The organism is Caballeronia sp. LjRoot29 (assembly GCF_964252755.1).
In the GTDB taxonomy this organism is placed as follows: Bacteria; Pseudomonadota; Gammaproteobacteria; order Burkholderiales; family Burkholderiaceae; genus Caballeronia.
The window spans coordinates 265,980-284,281 of sequence record NZ_CAXUPU020000002.1; the positions used below are offsets into that span (position 1 = coordinate 265,980).

Sequence of the window (18,302 nt, forward strand, 5' to 3'; positions counted from 1 at the left end):
CATGAACGACAGATCGATAGCCGTTCAAATAGTCGAGTGGATCAGGACCGAAGCGATGGAAGTGGGCAGTCATCTGCCCGCGCAAAAAATTGCCGACCATCTTCGGCTATCACGCTCGCCGGTCAACGAAGCTTTATCGCTGCTGCACGAAAAAGGCGTGCTAAGCCGCGAGCGCAACCGCGGATTTTTCGTGGCAAACCCTGCGATTGAATGGGTGACGGAAGACGGCGATTCAATTGGTTTGAGCGGCCCGGACGTAGTCACGAGCGCGTATTTCCGTATAGCTGATGACCGGCTGAAAAGTGCGTTGCCCGACGAGGTGTCGGAGCAGATGCTCAAGACCCGGTACGGCCTGACGTCGACGCAACTCACAGCGGTTCTGGGTCGCATTGCGCAGGAAGGCTGGGCCGAGCGGAAACCCGGGTACGGATGGCAATTCTCGGCCATGCTGACGACGCCCGACAGCTTGATGAAATCGTACCGCCTGCGTCTGGCGCTCGAACCGGCTGCGCTTCTGGAACCCGGTTATTGGCTCGACCCGAAAGTGCTGGAGCGCTGCCGGGCAGCAGAACGGCATCTGCTCGACGGTGGTATCGAAACCGATACGGCAGATCAATTGCATGACCGCGGCGTCCGCTTTCACGAGTCTCTGGTCGAGGCGTCCGGCAATGCGTTTTTCATCGATACGATCAAGCGCGTGAATCGCGTGCGCCGACTGCTTTCATACAGGTCGATGCAGCATCGCGAGCGATACAAGAAACATTGCAAGCAGCATCTGCATATCCTGGCGCTGCTTGAGAAGGAACGTAACGAAGAAGCGTCCGAAGCGCTGCGCGAACATCTTCAGCATACGCTCGACGCCCTTTCACGCATCGGCAACATTCTCAAACCCTAGGTTCGGTTTGCGCCGACCGTTCATTGATCGAGACGCCATGACAACCGGCTCATCCGTACTCTCCGCTTTCGCGCCCACCGGCACGCTGCGCGCGTCGATCAACCTGGGCAATCCGATCCTCGCCAACAAGGACGCGCTCACCGGCGAGCCAAGCGGTGTTTCCATCGATCTCGCGAGGGAGCTCGGCAACCGGCTGAGCCTGCCAGTTGCACTCGTAGTTTTCGATACCGCTGGAAAGTCCGTCGAAGCGGTCAGCGACGAACGCGCGGATACCGGCTTCTTCGCAATCGATCCGGCACGTGGGGCCAGCATTGCGTTCACTGCACCCTATGTGCTGATCGAAGGCTTTTATATGGTCCGCAACGATTCCCCGATCCAGGGCAACAGCGAAGTCGATAGCGCCAACACACGCGTCGCGGTCGGTAAAGGCAGCGCTTACGATTTGTTTCTATCGCGGGAACTGAAGCATGCACAGATCGTGCGCGCGCCTTCGTCGCCGACCGTGGTGCAGACCTTTCTCGAACAAGGGCTGGAGGTGGCCGCAGGCGTAAAGCAACAACTTGAAAGCGATGCTGCAAAAACCCCGGGCCTCCGCTTGCTCGGCGAGCGCTTCATGGTCATTCAGCAAGCAATGGGATTGCCCAAGAGCCGTGGTGATGCAGCGGCGGACTATCTTCGGCGTTTCCTGGAAGAGATGAAAGCGTCGGGCTTCGTTGCGGACGCATTGCAGCGGCACAAGATCAACGGCGCATCGGTGGCCCCTGCGGCCTGACCGCTGGGGCGCGGCGCGCCAAGGGCAAACCATTTTAGTTTGCGCTCCTAATTTCTATTCACAATCCTTCCTGCATCAACGTCAGATCACATCAATAAGCGCCTGTCTAGTGCTGTTTTCCCAGGTGATCCGAATATCGGCCGCCGATCGGCAGGACTGCTCTTCCCAACGCCAATATGAGCTTCTACGATCGCTTCCTATCGATTCATCGCATGAGTCACGCATTGTGCAAATCCTCCCCGGAAGGACGTTTGATGGAAATCCCCGTGTCCCCCACCCCTCGCCTGCTTGCTCTGCGCCGCGTGGAAAACCGCTGGATTCATTCTATGAAACGCGTAGCAATTGCGGGAGCGTTGGCACTCACAACTGCCCAGCCCGCAACCGGATGGGCCGCTGCCCCGGCACTTCCGGAGATCCGTTTTGCCATTAACACGGACACGACAACGTCCATGCCCGGCAACGTGTTACGCAATACGTTTACCGACGAAATCCTCGCGAACGTAATCGAGTCTCTGGTGGCGCTCAAGAGCGACTTGTCGGTCGCGCCCATGCTCGCTGACAGTTGGGACATCTCGCCGGATGGCAAGCAATACACATTTCACTTGCGGCATGGCGTGCTGTTCCATGACGGCACGCCGTTCACTTCCGCCGATGTGAAATGGAGCTTCGACTTCTTCATGAAGCCGCAGTCCGGCTACGTGTGTCGCGGCAACTATGACGGACACCGGGGTCCAAAAGTGCTTGCCGTCACCACGCCCGATCCGCATACCGTGGTGTTTGATCTGGACCGGCCGTCGGCACTTTTTCTCACGCACATGACGGAACCGCGCTGTCCGCTTGCCATCCTGAGCCATGCAAGCGTGGACAAGAATGGCGCGTGGCTGAAGCCGGTTGGAACCGGCCCGTTCGTGTTCAGCGAGTGGAAACAAGGGCAGTACGTGTTGCTCAAACCCTTCGCCCAATACCAGTCGCGCACTGAAGCGCCGAGCGGACTGGCAGGCGCCAAGCATCCGCAGGCCGATGTGCGCTTCGTCGCCATTCCCGACGAAGCGGCACAAGTCTCCGCGCTCATGTCCGGACAGATCGACGTGATGAACATATCGGAAAACAACTTGCCGCCCGCCGATCCTCACTGGCATGTGATCGTGGGACCAGGCGCCGATCCCGCCGCGATGCTGATGCAAACGCGTGACCCTTTGCTTGCCGACGTCCGCATCCGCCGCGCGATCGCGCTTGCGGTGGATTTGCCGGGCGTGGTGAACGCGGTCAGCGGCGGCATGGCGCGCTACAACTCATCGCTGACACCGGATGCCGAAGCGTTCTATACCGCCGGCGACGCGGTTGGATACAAGCAGAACCTGCCCGAGGTCAAGCGTCTGCTCGCGGCAGCCGGTTATGCGGGCCAGACCTTGACGCTCGAAACCAACCGCCGATATCCGCACATGTACTCGACTGCGGTGTATATGCAATCGCTGCTTTCGCAGGCGGGCATCAACGCGAAATTGCAGGTAGTGGAATGGGGTACGCAGGTGAACGACTTTCGCTCGGGGCATTTCCAGCTGATGTCGTTTGGTTATTCGGCGCGCATCGAGCCTGCGCTCATGTACGGCGATGTACTCGGCGACAAATCCAAAAATCCGATGGTGCAATGGGACAACCCTAAAGCACGCGCGCTGCTGCGCAGCATTGACGGCGTGAGCGACCCCTCCGCCCGAAAGCAGGTCTTCCAGCAGTTGCACCAGATGATGATGGATGACGTCCCCATGATCGTGCTCTACGACTCACCCGACCTGACACTTGTGAGCAACCGGTTGCAGGGCGTGACGACCTGGCCCCTGCGCCTGAAGCGCTTTTCCAACGTGACGAAGAACTAGGCAAGCCGATGCTCAGCTACATCATCAAGCGACTATCGATGGCGGTTCCGACGGTTTTTATCGTGACCCTGCTGGTATTCGGCATGATCCGCGCCATTCCCGGCGACCCGGCTTCGCTCATGCTCGGCGACCTCAACGACCCGGCGCTGCTGCAGCAAATGCGCCACTCGTTTGGTCTCGATCAATCGATCCCCGCGCAATTCGTGATCTGGGTATCGCATCTGCTGTCGGGCGACTTCGGCATGTCGATCGTCCGGCATCAGCCGGTGCTGGAACTGATCCGCGAAACCTTCCCCGTGACCGCGGAGATCGTGCTCGCCGCGACTTTCCTCGCGTGCGTGATCGCCATTCCCGCCGGCTTGTTCGCTGCCTGGATGCAAAACCGGCGCGGCGATCTGGCGGTCGTCATGGGCAGCATCATGCTGGTCTCCATCCCCAGTTTCTGGGCGGGTATCCTGCTCATCTGGTTGTTCGGCGTGAAGCTGCACCTGCTGCCCACCTTCGGATATCAACCGTTTTCGCAAGCAGGCTGGGCATCGCTCAAATACCTCGTGCTGCCGGTCATCGCGGTCACGCTGGGAGAAATCGCGGTCGTCACACGCATGATGCGGGCGAGCAGTATCGAAGTCCTGCGGCTGGAATATATCGCTCACGCGCGCGCTAAAGGTCTGTCGGAACGTCGCGTGCTGCTGCGCCATACGCTGCCCAATGCGTTCGGTCCCACGCTCACCGTGATCGGTCTCGTGCTTGGTCACTTGCTCGCGGGAGGCGCCGTGATCGAGACCGTGTTCACGCTGCCGGGCATGGGGCGCCTGCTCGTGGAAAGCATTTATTCACGCGATTACCCCGTGGTGCAGGGATGCCTTCTCGTCATCGCGCTGCTGTATGTGCTGACCAATCTCGTGGTCGACCTGCTGTACCCGATCTTCGATCCACGCCTCAAGCTCTGACTCGCCCATGCCCTCCTCTCCCAAGCGCGCCCGGCGCGCCAACCTCGTGATCGGAGCCGTACTTGTCGGCCTCCTGCTGCTCATTGCAGTGGTCAATCTCGTCTATACACCCTACGGTCCCCTCGACGTCAACATCCATGCACGTTACGCGCCGCCTTCGCTGCATCACTGGTTCGGCACCGACGAATTCGGCCGTGACATCCTCTCCCGGATCATGTCGGGCGCGGGCGTCAGCACCACCGTCAGTGTCTGCTCCGTGCTGTTCGCGTTGCTCGCCGGGACGTCGATAGGCGCAGTGTGCGGTTATGCGGGCGGCTGGTTCGACCGGCTGGCGGCCATGCTGATCGATGCGCTGATGGCGTTCCCTGGCTTGCTGCTGGCGCTTGGCATCATGACCGTGGTCGGGCCATCGAAATGGGGCGTGGTGGTCGCGCTCGGCCTGGCTTATACGCCGTCGGTCAGCCGCATTGCGCGCGGCGCGGCGCTCTCGCTGCGCCAGCGTGATTTCGTGGTGGCATCGCGAACCATGGGCAACAGCGGCGCGTGGACGCTTCTTCGCCATGTGCTGCCGCATTGCGTGGCGCCGCTGCTGGTGTTTTCCACGTCACTCTTCGGCTCGGCGCTGCTTGCCGAAAGCGCGCTCAGTTTTCTTGGACTCGGCGTGCCCGCACCCGAGCCGACCTGGGGCGGCATGCTTGCCGACGGCCGCACGGCAATCGATCAGGCGCTCTGGGTCGTGCTGTTCCCGGGCGCGGCAATTTCGCTGGCGTTGTTCGGCATTAATCTGTTCGGCGATGGCGTGCGCGACTTGCTCGACCCACGCATGAAGGGGGGAATGTGATGAACGCTCTTGTGCAACATCCATTGCTCGCGGTGAGCAACCTGACGATAGGTTTCCCCGACAAGAACGGCACGGTCAAACAAGTCACGCACGACGTGAATTTCACGTTGAACGCGGGCGAGTCGCTTGCGCTCGTGGGCGAGTCCGGCAGCGGCAAGACCATGGTCGGCCGCGCGTTGCTCGGCTTGCTGCCGGAGCGCGCGGAGATCGTGTCGGGGACCATCAGCTTCGAGGGTCACGACGTCCTTAGCAACACGCCGGCGCAATGGCTGGCAACACGCGGCACGGGCATAGGCATGGTGTTTCAGGAGCCGATGGTCTCGCTCAACCCGGCCATTCGCATTGGCGATCAGTTGACGGAAGCGCTCATGCGGCGGCGTTCCGTGGCGCGTGATGCGGCCCGTTTGCAGGCTATCGCCATGCTCGAACGCGTTCGTGTACGCGATCCCCACGGCTGCATGAAACGATATCCGCACGAGTTTTCGGGCGGCATGCGGCAACGCATCCTCCTCGCCGCGGTCATGTTGCTGCGCCCCAGGCTTCTCATTGCGGACGAGCCGACCACCGCCCTGGATTGCGTGGTGCAGAAAGAAGTCCTCGACCTGATGATCGAACTCACGCGCGAGGAAGGCACCGCGCTGATCTTCATCAGCCACAACCTTGCGTTAGTGACGGCTTATACGGAACATGTGCTGGTGATGCAACGCGGGTCCGTCATGGAAACCGGCGCCGTGGCGACAGTCCTGGCAAGGCCCTCGCATGAATACACGCTGAAGCTGCTCGAAGCGTTGCCAAGGCGCGCAGATACCGAAAGCGCGTTGAGCCCGCCAAGCTCATCGGCGCCGCCGATCATCGAAGTGAAGGATGTGGCAATTGACTATCGCGTGCCCGGATTGTGGTTCCGCAAGATTCTCGCGCGGGCCGTGCATCCGACATCGTTCAGCGTGCAGGCAGGCGAAACGGTCGCAATCGTCGGCGAATCGGGCAGCGGGAAAACAAGTATCGCGAAGGCGATCCTCGGACTTGCACCCGTGGCACAAGGGCAAATCCTGCTCAACGGGTTGCCGTTTCTCGGCGCTGGCCATGACGCCATGCAAGCTGCACGCCGCTCGGTCCAGATGGTGTTCCAGGATCCCTACTCGTCACTCGATCCACGCATGCGGGTCGACGCGCTTATCGGCGAAGCGCTACGCCTCGACAAGACGTTAAGCCGCGCACAACGCGCTCAGCGGGTCGCAGAGGCACTGGAAGATGTTGGCCTGGGGGAATTCGCTGGCCGCCTCGTCCATCAGCTCTCCGGCGGCCAGCGCCAGCGTGTGGCGATTGCGCGCGCGCTGGCGAGCAGACCAGCAGTCATCATCGCGGACGAGCCGGTGTCCGCGCTCGATGTCACCGTGCAGAAGCAAATCCTCGACATGCTCGTTTCCTTGCAGCAGCGCTATCGCTTCGCATGCCTGCTGATCTCGCATGATCTTGGCGTGGTCGAGCAGATCGCCGACCGCGTGCTGGTGATGTTCCGGGGCCATATTGTTGAAGAGGGCACGCGCGATGCCGTCTTCGATAACCCGGTCCATCCCTACACCCGCAGACTCCTGCAAGCCGTGCCCGAGCTACGGGGAAATCGCGACGACGGCTTCAAGGTCATCACCCGCACCGTGCCCGACGACATCGATCCGTCACGCAAGTATTTCAACGCCGAGCTGGCAGGCCGCGACATGCCGGTGCTGGTCGATGTCGCGGCGCCGATGCTCACGCCTGCGCACGTCCTGACTGACCACCGCATCGCGCTTGAAGCAGTGCAATCATCATGACGCTGATCCAGCTTCGGGCATTCTGTTCGGTCGTCGAGCAAGGCAGTTTTCGTGCTGCCGCCCGCGCGCTCGACATTGCTCAAAGCACCCTGACCCAGGCGATCCAAAGCCTGGAGGCGGAGCTCGGCGTGGTCCTCCTGAACCGCTCGCATCAGGGCATCAGCCTGACTGCTCTCGGTGAAAACTTCCTGGTCCGCGCCAGTGCGATCATTCGCGACTGCGAGCGCGCGACGCAGGACATGCGGCCGTTATCGGAAGAACCGCAGGGTCACATTGCACTCGGCGTCACCTCCGAGCCGCTCGCGGAATTCCTGCTGCCGGTACTGAAGCGGTTCATCGAACGGTTCCCGCGCGTGCGCGTGCATGTGTCCAGCGGCTACGCGAAGATGCTGATCGAAAAAATTCGCGATGGCGCCCTCGACTTCGCGCTGTGTCCGCTCGCGCCTCATGTGAGCGATATCGATCTCAGCATCGAGCGCATGTACCGGTCGGATGCTGGCGTAATCGCGCGCAAGGGTCACCCGCAAGTGCACGTCACGTCCGTGCGCGAGCTGGTGGAGTGCGACTGGGTCAGCATCCGGCCCGCAGGTATTGCCGGCGGTGCAGAGAACCGCTTGATCAGTCTCTTCAAGGCGCAGGCGCTTGGGGCTCCACGAATCGTCTTCACGGCGGAATCATTGCTGGAGACGCTGCACATTGTTTCCGAAACTGATTGCCTGACCATCGAGCCGGCGGTACTCGCGCAGTTCAAATTGTTTTCACCGTCGCTCGTGACCATCCCGATTCGAGAAGCATTCGATCCGCGTGACGTCTGCCTCATCAGCCGCCGCGCATCACCGTTGACCACGGTCGCGCATGAACTTGTGAGCATGCTCCTGTCTTACTCGCGCCTTTTGCGGAGCGCGAGCGCCTGATCCTGACAGCGCAACAAAGCGCGGCGGGCGATCAGCCGGGCTGATCCCGATCGGTCAGGCCGCCTTCTGCGCTACGTGAACTCCCCGTAAGATGACCTTGCCGCTACTACGAGCCTTTTTCCCTCATGAACAGCACCACCCATGCCTTGCCCCATGCGACCGCTGGCGCCGCGTACCATCTGACGAGTCATCAGTTCGGTACGAATAGCGGTCAACGAAAGGTGTATATCCAGGCCGGCCTGCACGCCGATGAAACGCCGGGCGTGATGGTTGCACTCACGCTGCTCGAACAGCTGCGCCGGCTGGAAGACGATGGCAAGCTTCGTAGCGAGATCGTGCTGGTCTGCAACGCCAATCCGCTTGGGCTGAGCCAGTGGTTGTTCGGTGCGCCCGTCGGACGCTTCGAATTCGCGAGCGGCCGCAACTACAATCGCGACTTCCCCATGCTCGCCAGCAAGATTGCGACGGCGCTCGAAGGCAAGCTCACGCAAGATGCCGACGAAAATCTCGTCATCATTCGTCAAGCCTGGAAAGCAGCGCTGAGCGCGCAGCGACCGGCTACATTATTCGACGGCTTGCAACGCCAGCTCATGCTGCTCGCGCACGATGCGGACGTAGTGCTGGACCTGCATTGCTCGCGCGAAGCCGCCATGCATATCTATACCGGCCAGGCGATCTGGGCCGAGGCCGAGCCGCTTGCGCGGTATCTCGGCGCCGTGGCCTCGCTGCTGGCGTACGACTCCGGCGCAAGCTCGTTCGATGAAGCGCAGAGCCTCACATGGTGGCAACTGAAGCAGCAATTCGGCGCCCACTATCCCATTCCGACAGGCGCAGTATCCGTTACGGTCGAGCATCGCGGACAGCGTGATGTGTCGTATGAAATGGCGCGACAGGACGCACAGGCAATCATCGATTACCTCACGCATCAAGGTTTCATAGACGGCATTGCGCCGCCCTTGCCCGAGCTTACTGGTCCTGCCACCCCGCTTGCCGGCAGCGAACAGTTTCTCGCGCCCGCAAGCGGCATCCTCGTGCATCGCGCGAAGCTTGGCGATGTCATCGAAGTGGGCCAGCCGCTCTTCGATGTGATCGATACAACCAGCGGCTCGATCATCACCGTTCACAGCAAGACCCGCGGCGTGTTCTACATGCGCCGCGACGTGCGTTTCGTGAAGCACGGCGATCCGCTTGGCCGCGTCACCGGCGCGACGCCTCAACGCACCGGCAAGCTGCTCGGCGCCTGACTCCACGTTTGGTAAAACGCCACGCACATCGACACACCCATGTAGCCCCTCAAGTTCATCTCATCGTTCAGGAACGCACCATGACTCGATATATCGACGTCAACGACATCAGGCAACTGCTTCGCACCATCGGTCCCGAAGCATTCATCCACACCCTCGCCGACTATATCCGCGCTGACTATTTGCGCTGGCCCGAGTTCGACAAATCGCCGCGCACCGCAGCGCATTCTCCTGACGGGGTCATCGAGTTGATGCCCGTCGCCGACCACACGCTCTACGGCTTCAAGTACGTCAACGGGCATCCCAACAATACCCGAGCCAACATGCTCACCGTGATGGCGTTCGGTGTACTCGCCGACGTTGCCACCGGCGTCCCTCTGCTCCTCAGCGAGTTCACCATCATGACGGCGCTGCGGACTGCGGCCACGTCCGCGCTCGCAGCAAGCGTGCTTGCGCGGCCGGGATCGAAGTCGATGGCGTTGATCGGCAACGGCGCGCAAAGCGAATTCCAGGCGCTGGCGTTCAAGAATATGCTGGGCATCGAGCATATTCGCGTGTTCGACACGGACCCCGCAGCCACCGACAAACTCATCCGCAACCTGTCCGGCATCAAGGGGCTGACGCTCACGCGCGCGGCATCGATACGCGAAGCCGTGCGAGGCGCCGATATTGTCACTACGGTTACCGCCGATAAAACCAACGCGACCATTCTCACGCCCGACATGATCGAAGCGGGAATGCATATCAACGCCGTGGGCGGTGACTGTCCCGGCAAGACCGAGTTGCATGCCGGCGTGCTGAACGGCGCGCGCGTGATGGTGGAGTTCGAACCGCAGACGCGCATAGAAGGCGACATCCAGCAGCTTCCCGCCGACTCGCCCGTGATCGAGTTCTGGCGCGTGCTGGCCGGGGAAGTGCAAGGCCGCGAATCAGACGCACAGGTAACCGTATTCGATTCAGTCGGGTTCGCGCTGGAAGATTTTTCTGCTCTGCGTTATCTCAACGATCTCGTACGCACCGAAGGGATCGGCACGCCGATCGACCTGATCGCGCAACCGTCGAACTGCAAGGACTTGTACTCGCTGGTGGCATCGACCGGCACGGTTGCAAGCGACGAACTCGTACGAAGCCTCGTTCAAGCGGCCTGACGCGTCAGGCGTCCGGTTGCGGCGCCACACGACGGCTTTCTGGAAGGCTATGCTTGCACGAGCCGAACGCAACGCTCCCTTAGGCCGCTAACAGGCCGGGCGAGCGTTGCATCTATTCCAGAGGGTTTTTCATGACGTTGATCCAGCTCCGGGTGTTTTGCGCGGTCGTGGAGCAAGGCAGCTTCCGGGCTGCCGCGAGAGCGCTCGACATCGGGCAAAGCACGCTCACGCAGGCTATCCAGAGTCTTGAAGCCGAACTCGGCGTGACACTGGTGAACCGTTCGCATCAGGGTATCAGCGTGACAAGTCTGGGCGAGACCTTCCTCGTTCGCGCGAACGCGATCATTCGTGATTGCGAACGCGCGATGCAGGAAATGAAGCAGTCATCGGGAGAACCCGAAGGACAGATCGCGCTCGGTGTTACTTCCGAGCCGCTGGCAGAATCCTTGCTGCCGGTACTCACGCGTTTTATCGCGCGCTTTCCGCGAGTACGCGTGCATGTGTCCAGCGGCTATTCAAAGATGCTGATAGAGAAGATCCGCGATGGTCGGCTCGACTTCGCGCTGTGTCCAATCGCGCCGCAAGTCAGCGATGTCGACCTCGAGATAGAACGCCTCTACCGGTCGGTGCCGGGCGTGATTGGACGCAAGGGGCATCCCCAGGCACACGCCACTTCCATTCGCGATCTCAAGGATTGCGAGTGGGTTAGCATCCGGCCGGCGGGAATTGTTGGTGGCGCGGAAAATCGCCTGACGAGCCTTTTTCGTGCAGAGGGACTGGGGGAGCCAAGGATAGTTGTCACGGCGGAATCGTTGCTGGAAACGCTGCACATTGTTTGCGAATCGGATTACCTGACCATCGAGCCGCGCGTGCTGGTCGAGTTGAAGCTGTTCTCAAATTCGATCGTCAATATCCCGATTCACGAGGCGTTCGATCCACGCGACGTCTGTCTGATCAGCCGGCGGTCCTCGCCGTTGACCATGGTCGCGCAAGAGCTGGCAAGCATGCTGGTTTCCTATTCGCGCATGCTGCACGGCGCCAGTTCGTGAAGGGCTTCTCTTTAGCTCGCGAGTGAACCGGTCAAATCGTCGTGATGCAACGCACCGCCGTTGATGTTCACTTCCCGCTTGAACGTTACCGTCTCTCCCGAAAATTCGCAGATCGCGGTGTCGCGGAAAGCGGTCTCGGGAAAGATCCAGGTCATCTGCAGGCGGGTGTTATCTAGCCAGCATGCACGGGCGACGACCGGGCTGTTATCGAACTCGTAGCCATGGTGAAGATCGCTGCCGGGCATGTTGGTTCGGCCCTCCAGCCACCGGCCTAACCCCGCAACTACGATGTGTTCGCCGCGCGTGTCGGTGAGACGAAACACGCAGGTCTCGTCCGCGAATTCGAATTGCAACTCGCTCACGCCGTGGGGGTTGGGATACATATGGAAGCGCTGCGTCTGGCCGGATGTGCACGCTGCATTGGTGTCCGCACCGGCTCGTTCATAAGGCGCTTTCCACGCTGCGGGCGCATCCGGACTTTGCCAGGCGGTGAGCCTCGATTTGAGTCGCGCATCGGCTGCAATACCGTCTTCGATATGGTCACGAAAAGCCGCCGGAAAATGCCGGTCGATATGTGGAAACAACTTTGCGCTCCCCTTGATCGCGCCGGTAACCGCGAGAGTTGCGCCGTGCAATGGGAACACCGTTGTCATCTGAACGAACTTGCCAATTGCGCTATATGAACCGTCAGGCCGTGTCCACCAGTGATAGCCGTATTTGACCGGCTCGCCGTGCGCCGTCGTGGCGGTCTCAACCCACCTTGCAGGAAGCAGGCGACGCCCCTCCCATACGCCGTTTTGCGCATGCAGTACGCCTAGCTTCAACAGATCGGCAGTTCGCGCAATGAGACCGTTGCCACCCGGATTGATGCCGTCCGGGCCGATATCCCAGGTTTCCCCTTCGATGCCCATCGGCTCGAAGATTCGCGGCTTGAGATACTCATGCAACGTCACGCCCGCCGCGCGGCTCAGTATGGCCGACAACATGTAGCTCGCAGCACTCGTGTACATGAAGGCCGTTCCCGGCTCTTGCACGATAGGGATCTTGAAGAACTCCGCTATCCAGCTCGTGGTCAGCGATCGCCACTCCGCCCCGGATGTTTCGCCTGCGTGACCGACGCGCATGGTCAGGAGGTCTTCCATGGTCATCGCCGTCAGCCAAGCTTGGTCTGATTCAGCAACGACCTCGACCTCGGGGAAAAACGAGACCACCTTGTCGTCGAGCTTGAAGAGACCCTGTTCCAGCGCCAATCCGATCGCGCATGCAGTGAAACTCTTGACGACCGAATGCAGGTTGCGCGGCCGGTCCGCGCGATACGGCCAGCGCCAGCCTTCGGCGACCACCTTGCCGTTGCGATGAAGCATGAAGGCGTGCAGGTCGAGGCCGGCTGCTTCGACGTCATTCAGGAAGGCGACGACGGCATCGGCATCCACGCCCGCTGCAGACGGATCAGCACGGGTCAGACCATCGGCTTGCTGAGCCGCAATCAGGTCCACGGCGGACACGGCACCGCACTCCTCGAAATTGTCCGGCATCGTCTCTCCTGCTATTTGAAAAATGAAACGTGACTTGGCTGTCGGCCTGTTTTGCATCTTCGCACTCGCAGCATTCATCCGTCGGGGACAAGCAAGTGCGTACACGCGATGCTAAGAGCAACCGGGCGCACAAGGAAGCCGTTTCGACCGATCACACGCAGAAAATCGGATCACGTCTCGATCAAAAGCTGCTGATACCAAGTTGGTTGTTGGCGTTCGATCATGATTTGTCCGCCTTGGTGTGCCGAGGTTTTGCCCATGCCACAAGAGCCGTCTCGAAGCGGTTTGGGACGCAATCCACCGAGGGCCAAATGACAGGAACGCGCGTTGCTCGAACCAGGTTCATCGATGCTATTAAAGCGTCACAGACCCGTGGAGCCGACATGTCCCGCTCGCCCTCGCCTTTACCCGCTCAGGATTCTCCCGAAGCACGCCCGCCGTTCGTCGCTGCAACGGAGCGTCGAGCCGCGCCGGAATTTCCTCCGCTTGCGCCTGAACGCCGCGTTGGCTTCGCCGTCGTCGGACTCGGCAGGCTGAGTCTTGACTCCATCCTGCCTGCCTTCGCTTCCTGCAAACTCTGCCGGCTGTCCGCCGTCATGACCGGCGACAAGGACAAGGGGCGTCGAATCCTTGGTCAATACGGCGCGCCGGCCGACGCTGTCTATGGTTACGACGAATGGGACCAGCTCGCGCAAAACGATGACGTTCAAGTGGCCTACATCGTGACGCCCAACGGCCTGCATCACGAACAGGTAAAGCAGGCCGCGCGTGCGGGCAAGCATGTGCTATGCGAAAAGCCGCTCAGTAACACGTCGGCTGAAGCGCTTGAGATGGTAGGCGCCTGCGCGGACGCCGGCGTCATGTTGATGGTCGCGTACCGGCTGCAATACGAACCCCACAATCGCGACATTGCCAAGCTCGTCAGATCCGGAGAATTCGGGAAGCTGAAGCTCATTGAAGCGCACAACGGCCAGGTGCAGGACGAGGCAAGCCAGTGGCGCCATCAGCGTGGCCTGGCCGGCGGCGGCTCGTTGCCGGATATCGGTCTTTACTGTCTTAACTTCGCACGCTTTGTCACGGGCGAGGAACCGGTCGAAGTGATGGCCTGGATCTGGAGTACCCCGGGTGACCCGCGCTTCACCGAGGTCGAAGAAAACGTAGCGTGGCAGATGCGGTTTCCCTCCGGCGTTGTAGGACGCTTCTCGTCAGCTTATGACGCGCACGAGTCGCGCAACGCACAGCTCCATTTCCAGAAGGGCACCGTCAAATTGGACCCCGCGTTTTCGTATAAAGGCATCCGGCTCTACGTGAATCACCGGTCCCCCACACACGAAGATGTAGAGGTGATGGAGGAGCGGGTCTCGGAAGACAAGAACCAGTTCGGCACCGAGATGGACCACATGGCGGAATGCGTGCTGACCGGCCGCAAACCTGGAACGCCCGGCGAGGAAGGCTTGCAGGACCAGCGCATCATGGAGGCGATCTACCGGTCCGCGGCGGACAACCGCCCCATTACGTTAGAGCCCATAGCGGGGCCGGACGCATTTCGCGATCCCCGTTTCTCCGAAGATTAGGAGCTACTCGTGCACTGGCTCCTGGCTCTTTTCGCGGTTCTGGCGGGCATTTCGAATCCGCTGCAGTCCGGTAGTAATTCCGCGTTGCTCAAGACGACTCAGGCGCCGATTGTCGCTGCGTTCATCGTTTATGCAATCGGTGCGTGCTGTCTGCTCGCCTGCATCCCGTTCCTCGGATTTCAGCTGAAGGCGACGGCAGCGAAACTTGGCGATGTACCTTGGTGGGCCTACATAGGCGGCATCTGCAATGCGCTGTTTTTGATGTGTTCGTTGCTCGTAACCAAAAAGCTCGGCTCCGCCACGTTCACGACTATTGTCGTGATCTCGGCCGTCATTACTTCCGTGCTACTGGACCACTTTGGCTTGCTGGGATTCGAGGTTCGATCCGCGACATGGCTCCGGATTATTGGTGCGGGATTGTCAGTGGTTGGTGTAGTGTTGATCGCAGTCTTCTAGCGCTCCCAGTTAGTTAGAAATGCAGATGATTAGAATACTTCGGCTGGCTGCCACTCAGCGCAGCGGCCATTGAGTGCACACGCTAATCAACCGCCCTTGCCTTTCGCCAGCGCACCCTCGCTGTTAGCGCCGCCGAACAGTTGCGTCAGGTACTGCGAATTCTTGTTCATCGTCGCCATGACCGTGTTGAGCGCGGTGAACTGCGCCTGATACTGGTGAGTCAGCTGAGCCGAGTAGCTCGCCAAGGTATCTTGCTGCGTGCTGATGCCCTTGAGGTCCGCGTTGAGCGGGTCCTGGTTATTCGCAATCAGGCCGCCCTCGCCCAGGAACCCATTCAGGCTTTTTGTCATCTTCGCGGCCACGCCGGTCGTCGAATTGAACAGGACCGCGACGCCTTGCGGATTGCTCGTCAGCTCATTGGCCATCTTCGTAGCGTCGGCGGTAAGCGTCCCATCCTTGTTCAGCGCAATGCCGATAGCGCCAAGCGAAATATTGGAACTGCCGTTCTTGACGCCGCCGCTGACAATGCTCGCAAGCGTGCTCTTGACTGTGTTGAACATCGAATTGCCGAGCAGCGGGCCGCCTTGCGCACCCTTGGCTTTCGAACTGTCGAAACCGGCAACCTGGCCGTAGGTGGTGACCAGGGCGTTATAGAGATTGACGAAGTTGTTGATCGCGGTCGATGCCGACGTCGTGTCCTGCGCCACGGTCAGCGTCTGCGGTGTGCCGGCAGGCGCGCCAATGGCCGCGGCGGTCAGGTTCAGCGTGACGCCTTGAATGGCGGTGGTCACCGTGTTGCTTGAGCTCGTGCCGGCCGTGCCGTCGATGGTGAACATGGCGTCTTTGGCCGATTCCGTCTGCGTCCACGGGCTCGTGGCCGATGCCGATGCAATGGTCGAAGGATCCGCGGCGCTGGCGCCGGCCGTGGACGTTACGTCGAGACTCGACAACCCGGCATCGTCGGTCACCGGGCCCACTGAAACATCGATCTTGTTCGATGCACCCGTGGCCGACGAGCGCAAGATCAAGTGCGCGCCGTCCGTGCCCGACACGACGGTTGCCGTGACGCCCGGATTGCTCGACGACGCGTTGATCGCGCCGGCAATGCCGCTCACGGTGTTGTTCGCCGACGTGATGTCGACGCTCATCGACTTGTCTCCGACCGAGACGTTCATCGTGCCCGTGCCCAACGCGGTGGTCGCGCCGAACGCGGCCGACGATAGCGTCTGCGCGCTGGCAATTTGCGTCACCGCGACAGAATAGCTGCCCGTCGCCGCGCCGCTGCTGCCGCTCGCGGTCAATCCCGTGCCGTCCGTGGTCGCCGTGAACTGCCCGAGCGCGGTACCGTTCGACAGCGGCGCAATACCCGCCTGCAACGCCGACAACCCAGCCTGCAAAGCGCCGATTGCCGAGAGCTTGGTGGTGTCGTTTCTCTGCTGTGCGATCAGCGAGCCGGTCTGGCCCGCCACCTTCGCGTTGACAAGGCTCGTGACGAGAGCCGACACATCCAGCGACGCATTGCCCGTCGAGCCGCTGATGACGGACTGCGCGGCGGATGCCCTGGCCGACGCGGCGGCAGCCGTCGTGTCGGCTGCGGTCGAGATGGCGTTGGCCGAGTTCGTATTGGCCGGGGAGGGCAAGCTTGGAGCGCTGGACGCGCTGGAAATCGTCGACATTAAAATGCTCCGTACGTCGGGTTTGATATTAAGCCTGGGCCTGGATGAACATCGCCCGCTGAAGACAAGCTTCAGGAGAGCTTCACGTGATGCAATTCGATGCGATGCGATGCAATGCCGCAGCCGCGCGTTATTCGGGCTGTGCATCGTGTATCGGCGCCGTCATGGTTGCGCACTTCGATCAAAGGCGAATCGATGAGCAACACGCGGCTCCCGAAGGTTCTTTCCAAATCTTTAAAAAGATTTCAACGCGTCTTTCCAGCCGATTTGAGATCACCGACGCGCGGCTCACCGGCCTTTTTTGATTTTTATTTGATTATTTTTTCGCGGATGCTTCCTCGTCGGCGACAACGTCCGGTTGCTTTTTATCGAGGCATCGTTCTTGCGCTTCGTGGACCAAACGAAATACGAGTAGAAGACGAGTAGAAGACGAATTGAGGACCAATTGAAGACCAGTAAGCCGACCTCGCTGTTTCGACCGTCGTCTCAGGCAGTCGCGCGTCCGGCACATTCGGACAAAACAGCGAACCGCCGCGTGTTTGTTTTCGAGGCCGATCCGCCAATCCAGTACACTTATTACATCGAAGGCAATGGCCCAGACCGGGGAAACCTGGTCCGGGGTTTGATAGTTAAGAGGGAGAAATGTACGTGGCTAATGACAAGATGCTGGCGCAAATGAGCAACAAACCGGGGTTTATCGCTGCCCTTGACCAGAGTGGCGGATCAACGCCCGGCGCCCTGAAGGCGTATGGAATTCCGGAGAGCGACTACAACGGCGACGCCGAGATGTTCGCGCTGATGCACGAGATGCGGGTCCGCATCATGACCGCACCCGCCTTCACCGGCGACAAGGTTATCGGTGCCATTCTGTTCGAAGCCACCATGGACGGACAGGCTGAAGGCAAGTCCGTTCCGGCCTTCCTGTGGGAAGACCGCGGCGTGGTTCCGTTCCTGAAAGTGGACAAGGGACTCGAAGCGGAAGCGAACGGCGTGCGTCTGATGAAGCCAATTCCCGGACTGGACACGCTGCTCGAGCGGGCGGTCAAGCTGGGTGTATTCGGCACGAAAATGCGCTCGGTTATTGACCATGCGTCGCAGGAAGGGATCGCGGCCATTTCCAGGCAGCAGTTCGAAGTTGCGGCGCAAATCCAGGCGCACGGCCTTGTGCCAATCCTGGAACCCGAAGTGTCGATCAACAGCCCGGACAAGGCAGCAGCAGAGACCATTCTGCGCGCTGAGTTGCTCAAGGGTCTTGAAGCGTTGCCTGAAGGCAGCAAGGTCATGATCAAGCTGACCATCCCGGATGTCGCGGATTTCTATCGTCCGCTGATCGAGCACCCGGCCGTCGTACGCGTGGTTGCGCTCTCAGGCGGCTATGCGCGGACCGACGCGTGCAATCGCCTCGCGAAGAATCACGGCATGATTGCCAGCTTCTCCCGTGCGCTGATCAACGAACTCAAGAAGTCGATGAGCGACAGCGAGTTCGACGCAACGTTGGCAACGTCGGTCAATGAGATCTACAAGGCCTCGGTCGAAAAGGTCTGAGTGATCGGTAGGAAGCAG

Annotated in this window: 15 protein-coding genes; 13 read left to right on the top strand and 2 right to left on the bottom strand. The window is 60.6% G+C overall.

Annotation, left to right across the window (positions count from 1 at the left end; genetic code table 11):
* Window position 1: 1 nt before the first annotated feature.
* The 10 genes from ACSQ83_RS03345 to ACSQ83_RS03390 all read left to right on the top strand — a co-directional run bounded on the left by ACSQ83_RS03345 (window position 2) and on the right by ACSQ83_RS03390 (window position 11,498).
* A complete protein-coding gene (locus tag ACSQ83_RS03345) occupies window positions 2–895 on the top strand; it encodes a GntR family transcriptional regulator (RefSeq protein WP_436227203.1) in 894 nt (297 codons plus the stop codon).
* Between the two features lie 37 nt (window positions 896–932).
* Complete coding sequence (locus ACSQ83_RS03350; RefSeq protein WP_436227204.1) at window positions 933–1,667, top strand: ABC transporter substrate-binding protein; 735 nt, start codon at window positions 933–935, stop codon at window positions 1,665–1,667.
* Between the two features lie 326 nt (window positions 1,668–1,993).
* The gene (locus tag ACSQ83_RS03355; RefSeq protein WP_436227205.1) at window positions 1,994–3,541 is read left to right on the top strand and encodes an ABC transporter substrate-binding protein; all 1,548 of its coding nucleotides are present in this window, start codon (window positions 1,994–1,996) and stop codon (window positions 3,539–3,541) included.
* An 8-nt stretch (window positions 3,542–3,549) separates the two neighbouring features.
* A complete protein-coding gene (locus ACSQ83_RS03360; RefSeq protein WP_414951950.1) occupies window positions 3,550–4,491 on the top strand; it encodes an ABC transporter permease in 942 nt (313 codons plus the stop codon).
* A 7-nt stretch (window positions 4,492–4,498) separates the two neighbouring features.
* Entirely contained in the window at window positions 4,499–5,332 is an 834-nt protein-coding gene (locus ACSQ83_RS03365) for an ABC transporter permease (RefSeq protein ID WP_436227206.1), read from the top strand.
* Complete coding sequence (locus ACSQ83_RS03370) at window positions 5,332–7,143, top strand: dipeptide ABC transporter ATP-binding protein (protein ID WP_436227207.1); 1,812 nt, start codon at window positions 5,332–5,334, stop codon at window positions 7,141–7,143. The genes ACSQ83_RS03365 and ACSQ83_RS03370 overlap by 1 nt, the downstream gene beginning before the upstream one ends.
* Window positions 7,140–8,057, top strand: coding sequence for a LysR substrate-binding domain-containing protein (locus ACSQ83_RS03375; RefSeq protein ID WP_414967660.1), 918 nt, complete (start codon window positions 7,140–7,142; stop codon window positions 8,055–8,057). Before ACSQ83_RS03370 ends, ACSQ83_RS03375 begins: the two co-directional genes overlap by 4 nt.
* Before the next feature lie 125 nt (window positions 8,058–8,182).
* Entirely contained in the window at window positions 8,183–9,301 is a 1,119-nt protein-coding gene (locus ACSQ83_RS03380; RefSeq protein ID WP_436227208.1) for a succinylglutamate desuccinylase/aspartoacylase family protein, read from the top strand.
* A gap of 80 nt (window positions 9,302–9,381) precedes the next feature.
* A complete protein-coding gene (locus ACSQ83_RS03385) occupies window positions 9,382–10,449 on the top strand; it encodes an ornithine cyclodeaminase (protein ID WP_414967662.1) in 1,068 nt (355 codons plus the stop codon).
* Window positions 10,450–10,580: 131 nt separating this feature from the next.
* Window positions 10,581–11,498 carry a LysR substrate-binding domain-containing protein gene (locus tag ACSQ83_RS03390; RefSeq protein WP_414951944.1) on the top strand — a complete coding sequence of 306 codons (918 nt, stop codon included), beginning with the start codon at window positions 10,581–10,583 and terminating at the stop codon, window positions 11,496–11,498.
* Between the two features lie 11 nt (window positions 11,499–11,509).
* On the opposite strand, the gene ACSQ83_RS03395 is transcribed toward ACSQ83_RS03390, so the two are convergent.
* The gene (locus tag ACSQ83_RS03395; RefSeq protein ID WP_436227209.1) at window positions 11,510–13,033 is read right to left on the bottom strand and encodes a serine hydrolase domain-containing protein; all 1,524 of its coding nucleotides are present in this window, start codon (window positions 13,031–13,033) and stop codon (window positions 11,510–11,512) included.
* Between the two features lie 383 nt (window positions 13,034–13,416).
* Here ACSQ83_RS03395 and ACSQ83_RS03400 point away from each other — a divergent pair, with 383 nt between their 5' ends.
* Together ACSQ83_RS03400 and ACSQ83_RS03405 are read left to right on the top strand one after the other, a co-directional pair.
* Complete coding sequence (locus ACSQ83_RS03400; RefSeq protein ID WP_436227210.1) at window positions 13,417–14,607, top strand: Gfo/Idh/MocA family protein; 1,191 nt, start codon at window positions 13,417–13,419, stop codon at window positions 14,605–14,607.
* Between the two features lie 9 nt (window positions 14,608–14,616).
* Window positions 14,617–15,063: a DMT family transporter gene (locus tag ACSQ83_RS03405; RefSeq protein WP_414951941.1), complete on the top strand. Its 447-nt coding sequence runs from the start codon at window positions 14,617–14,619 to the stop codon at window positions 15,061–15,063.
* Window positions 15,064–15,149: 86 nt separating this feature from the next.
* Here ACSQ83_RS03405 and fliD read toward each other — a convergent pair whose 3' ends face one another.
* The gene (gene fliD, locus ACSQ83_RS03410) at window positions 15,150–16,739 is read right to left on the bottom strand and encodes a flagellar filament capping protein FliD (RefSeq protein WP_436227211.1); all 1,590 of its coding nucleotides are present in this window, start codon (window positions 16,737–16,739) and stop codon (window positions 15,150–15,152) included.
* A 648-nt stretch (window positions 16,740–17,387) separates the two neighbouring features.
* On the opposite strand from fliD, the gene ACSQ83_RS03415 reads away from it, so the two are divergent.
* Window positions 17,388–18,284 (top strand): fructose bisphosphate aldolase, encoded by an 897-nt coding sequence (locus ACSQ83_RS03415; RefSeq protein WP_436227212.1) that lies wholly within the window; start codon window positions 17,388–17,390, stop codon window positions 18,282–18,284.
* Window positions 18,285–18,302 lie beyond the last annotated feature (18 nt).

Bases quoted from the DNA above. Each gene is read 5' to 3' on its own strand.
- ACSQ83_RS03345 (WP_436227203.1), top strand. From the start codon at position 2: ATGAACGACAGATCGATAGCCGTTCAAATAGTCGAGTGGATCAGGACC.
- ACSQ83_RS03350 (WP_436227204.1), top strand. From the start codon at position 933: ATGACAACCGGCTCATCCGTACTCTCCGCTTTCGCGCCCACCGGCACG.
- ACSQ83_RS03355 (WP_436227205.1), top strand. From the start codon at position 1,994: ATGAAACGCGTAGCAATTGCGGGAGCGTTGGCACTCACAACTGCCCAG.
- ACSQ83_RS03360 (WP_414951950.1), top strand. From the start codon at position 3,550: ATGCTCAGCTACATCATCAAGCGACTATCGATGGCGGTTCCGACGGTT.
- ACSQ83_RS03365 (WP_436227206.1), top strand. From the start codon at position 4,499: ATGCCCTCCTCTCCCAAGCGCGCCCGGCGCGCCAACCTCGTGATCGGA.
- ACSQ83_RS03370 (WP_436227207.1), top strand. From the start codon at position 5,332: ATGAACGCTCTTGTGCAACATCCATTGCTCGCGGTGAGCAACCTGACG.
- ACSQ83_RS03375 (WP_414967660.1), top strand. From the start codon at position 7,140: ATGACGCTGATCCAGCTTCGGGCATTCTGTTCGGTCGTCGAGCAAGGC.
- ACSQ83_RS03380 (WP_436227208.1), top strand. From the start codon at position 8,183: ATGAACAGCACCACCCATGCCTTGCCCCATGCGACCGCTGGCGCCGCG.
- ACSQ83_RS03385 (WP_414967662.1), top strand. From the start codon at position 9,382: ATGACTCGATATATCGACGTCAACGACATCAGGCAACTGCTTCGCACC.
- ACSQ83_RS03390 (WP_414951944.1), top strand. From the start codon at position 10,581: ATGACGTTGATCCAGCTCCGGGTGTTTTGCGCGGTCGTGGAGCAAGGC.
- ACSQ83_RS03395 (WP_436227209.1), bottom strand. From the start codon at position 13,033: ATGCCGGACAATTTCGAGGAGTGCGGTGCCGTGTCCGCCGTGGACCTG.
- ACSQ83_RS03400 (WP_436227210.1), top strand. From the start codon at position 13,417: ATGTCCCGCTCGCCCTCGCCTTTACCCGCTCAGGATTCTCCCGAAGCA.
- fliD (WP_436227211.1), bottom strand. From the start codon at position 16,739: ATGTCGACGATTTCCAGCGCGTCCAGCGCTCCAAGCTTGCCCTCCCCG.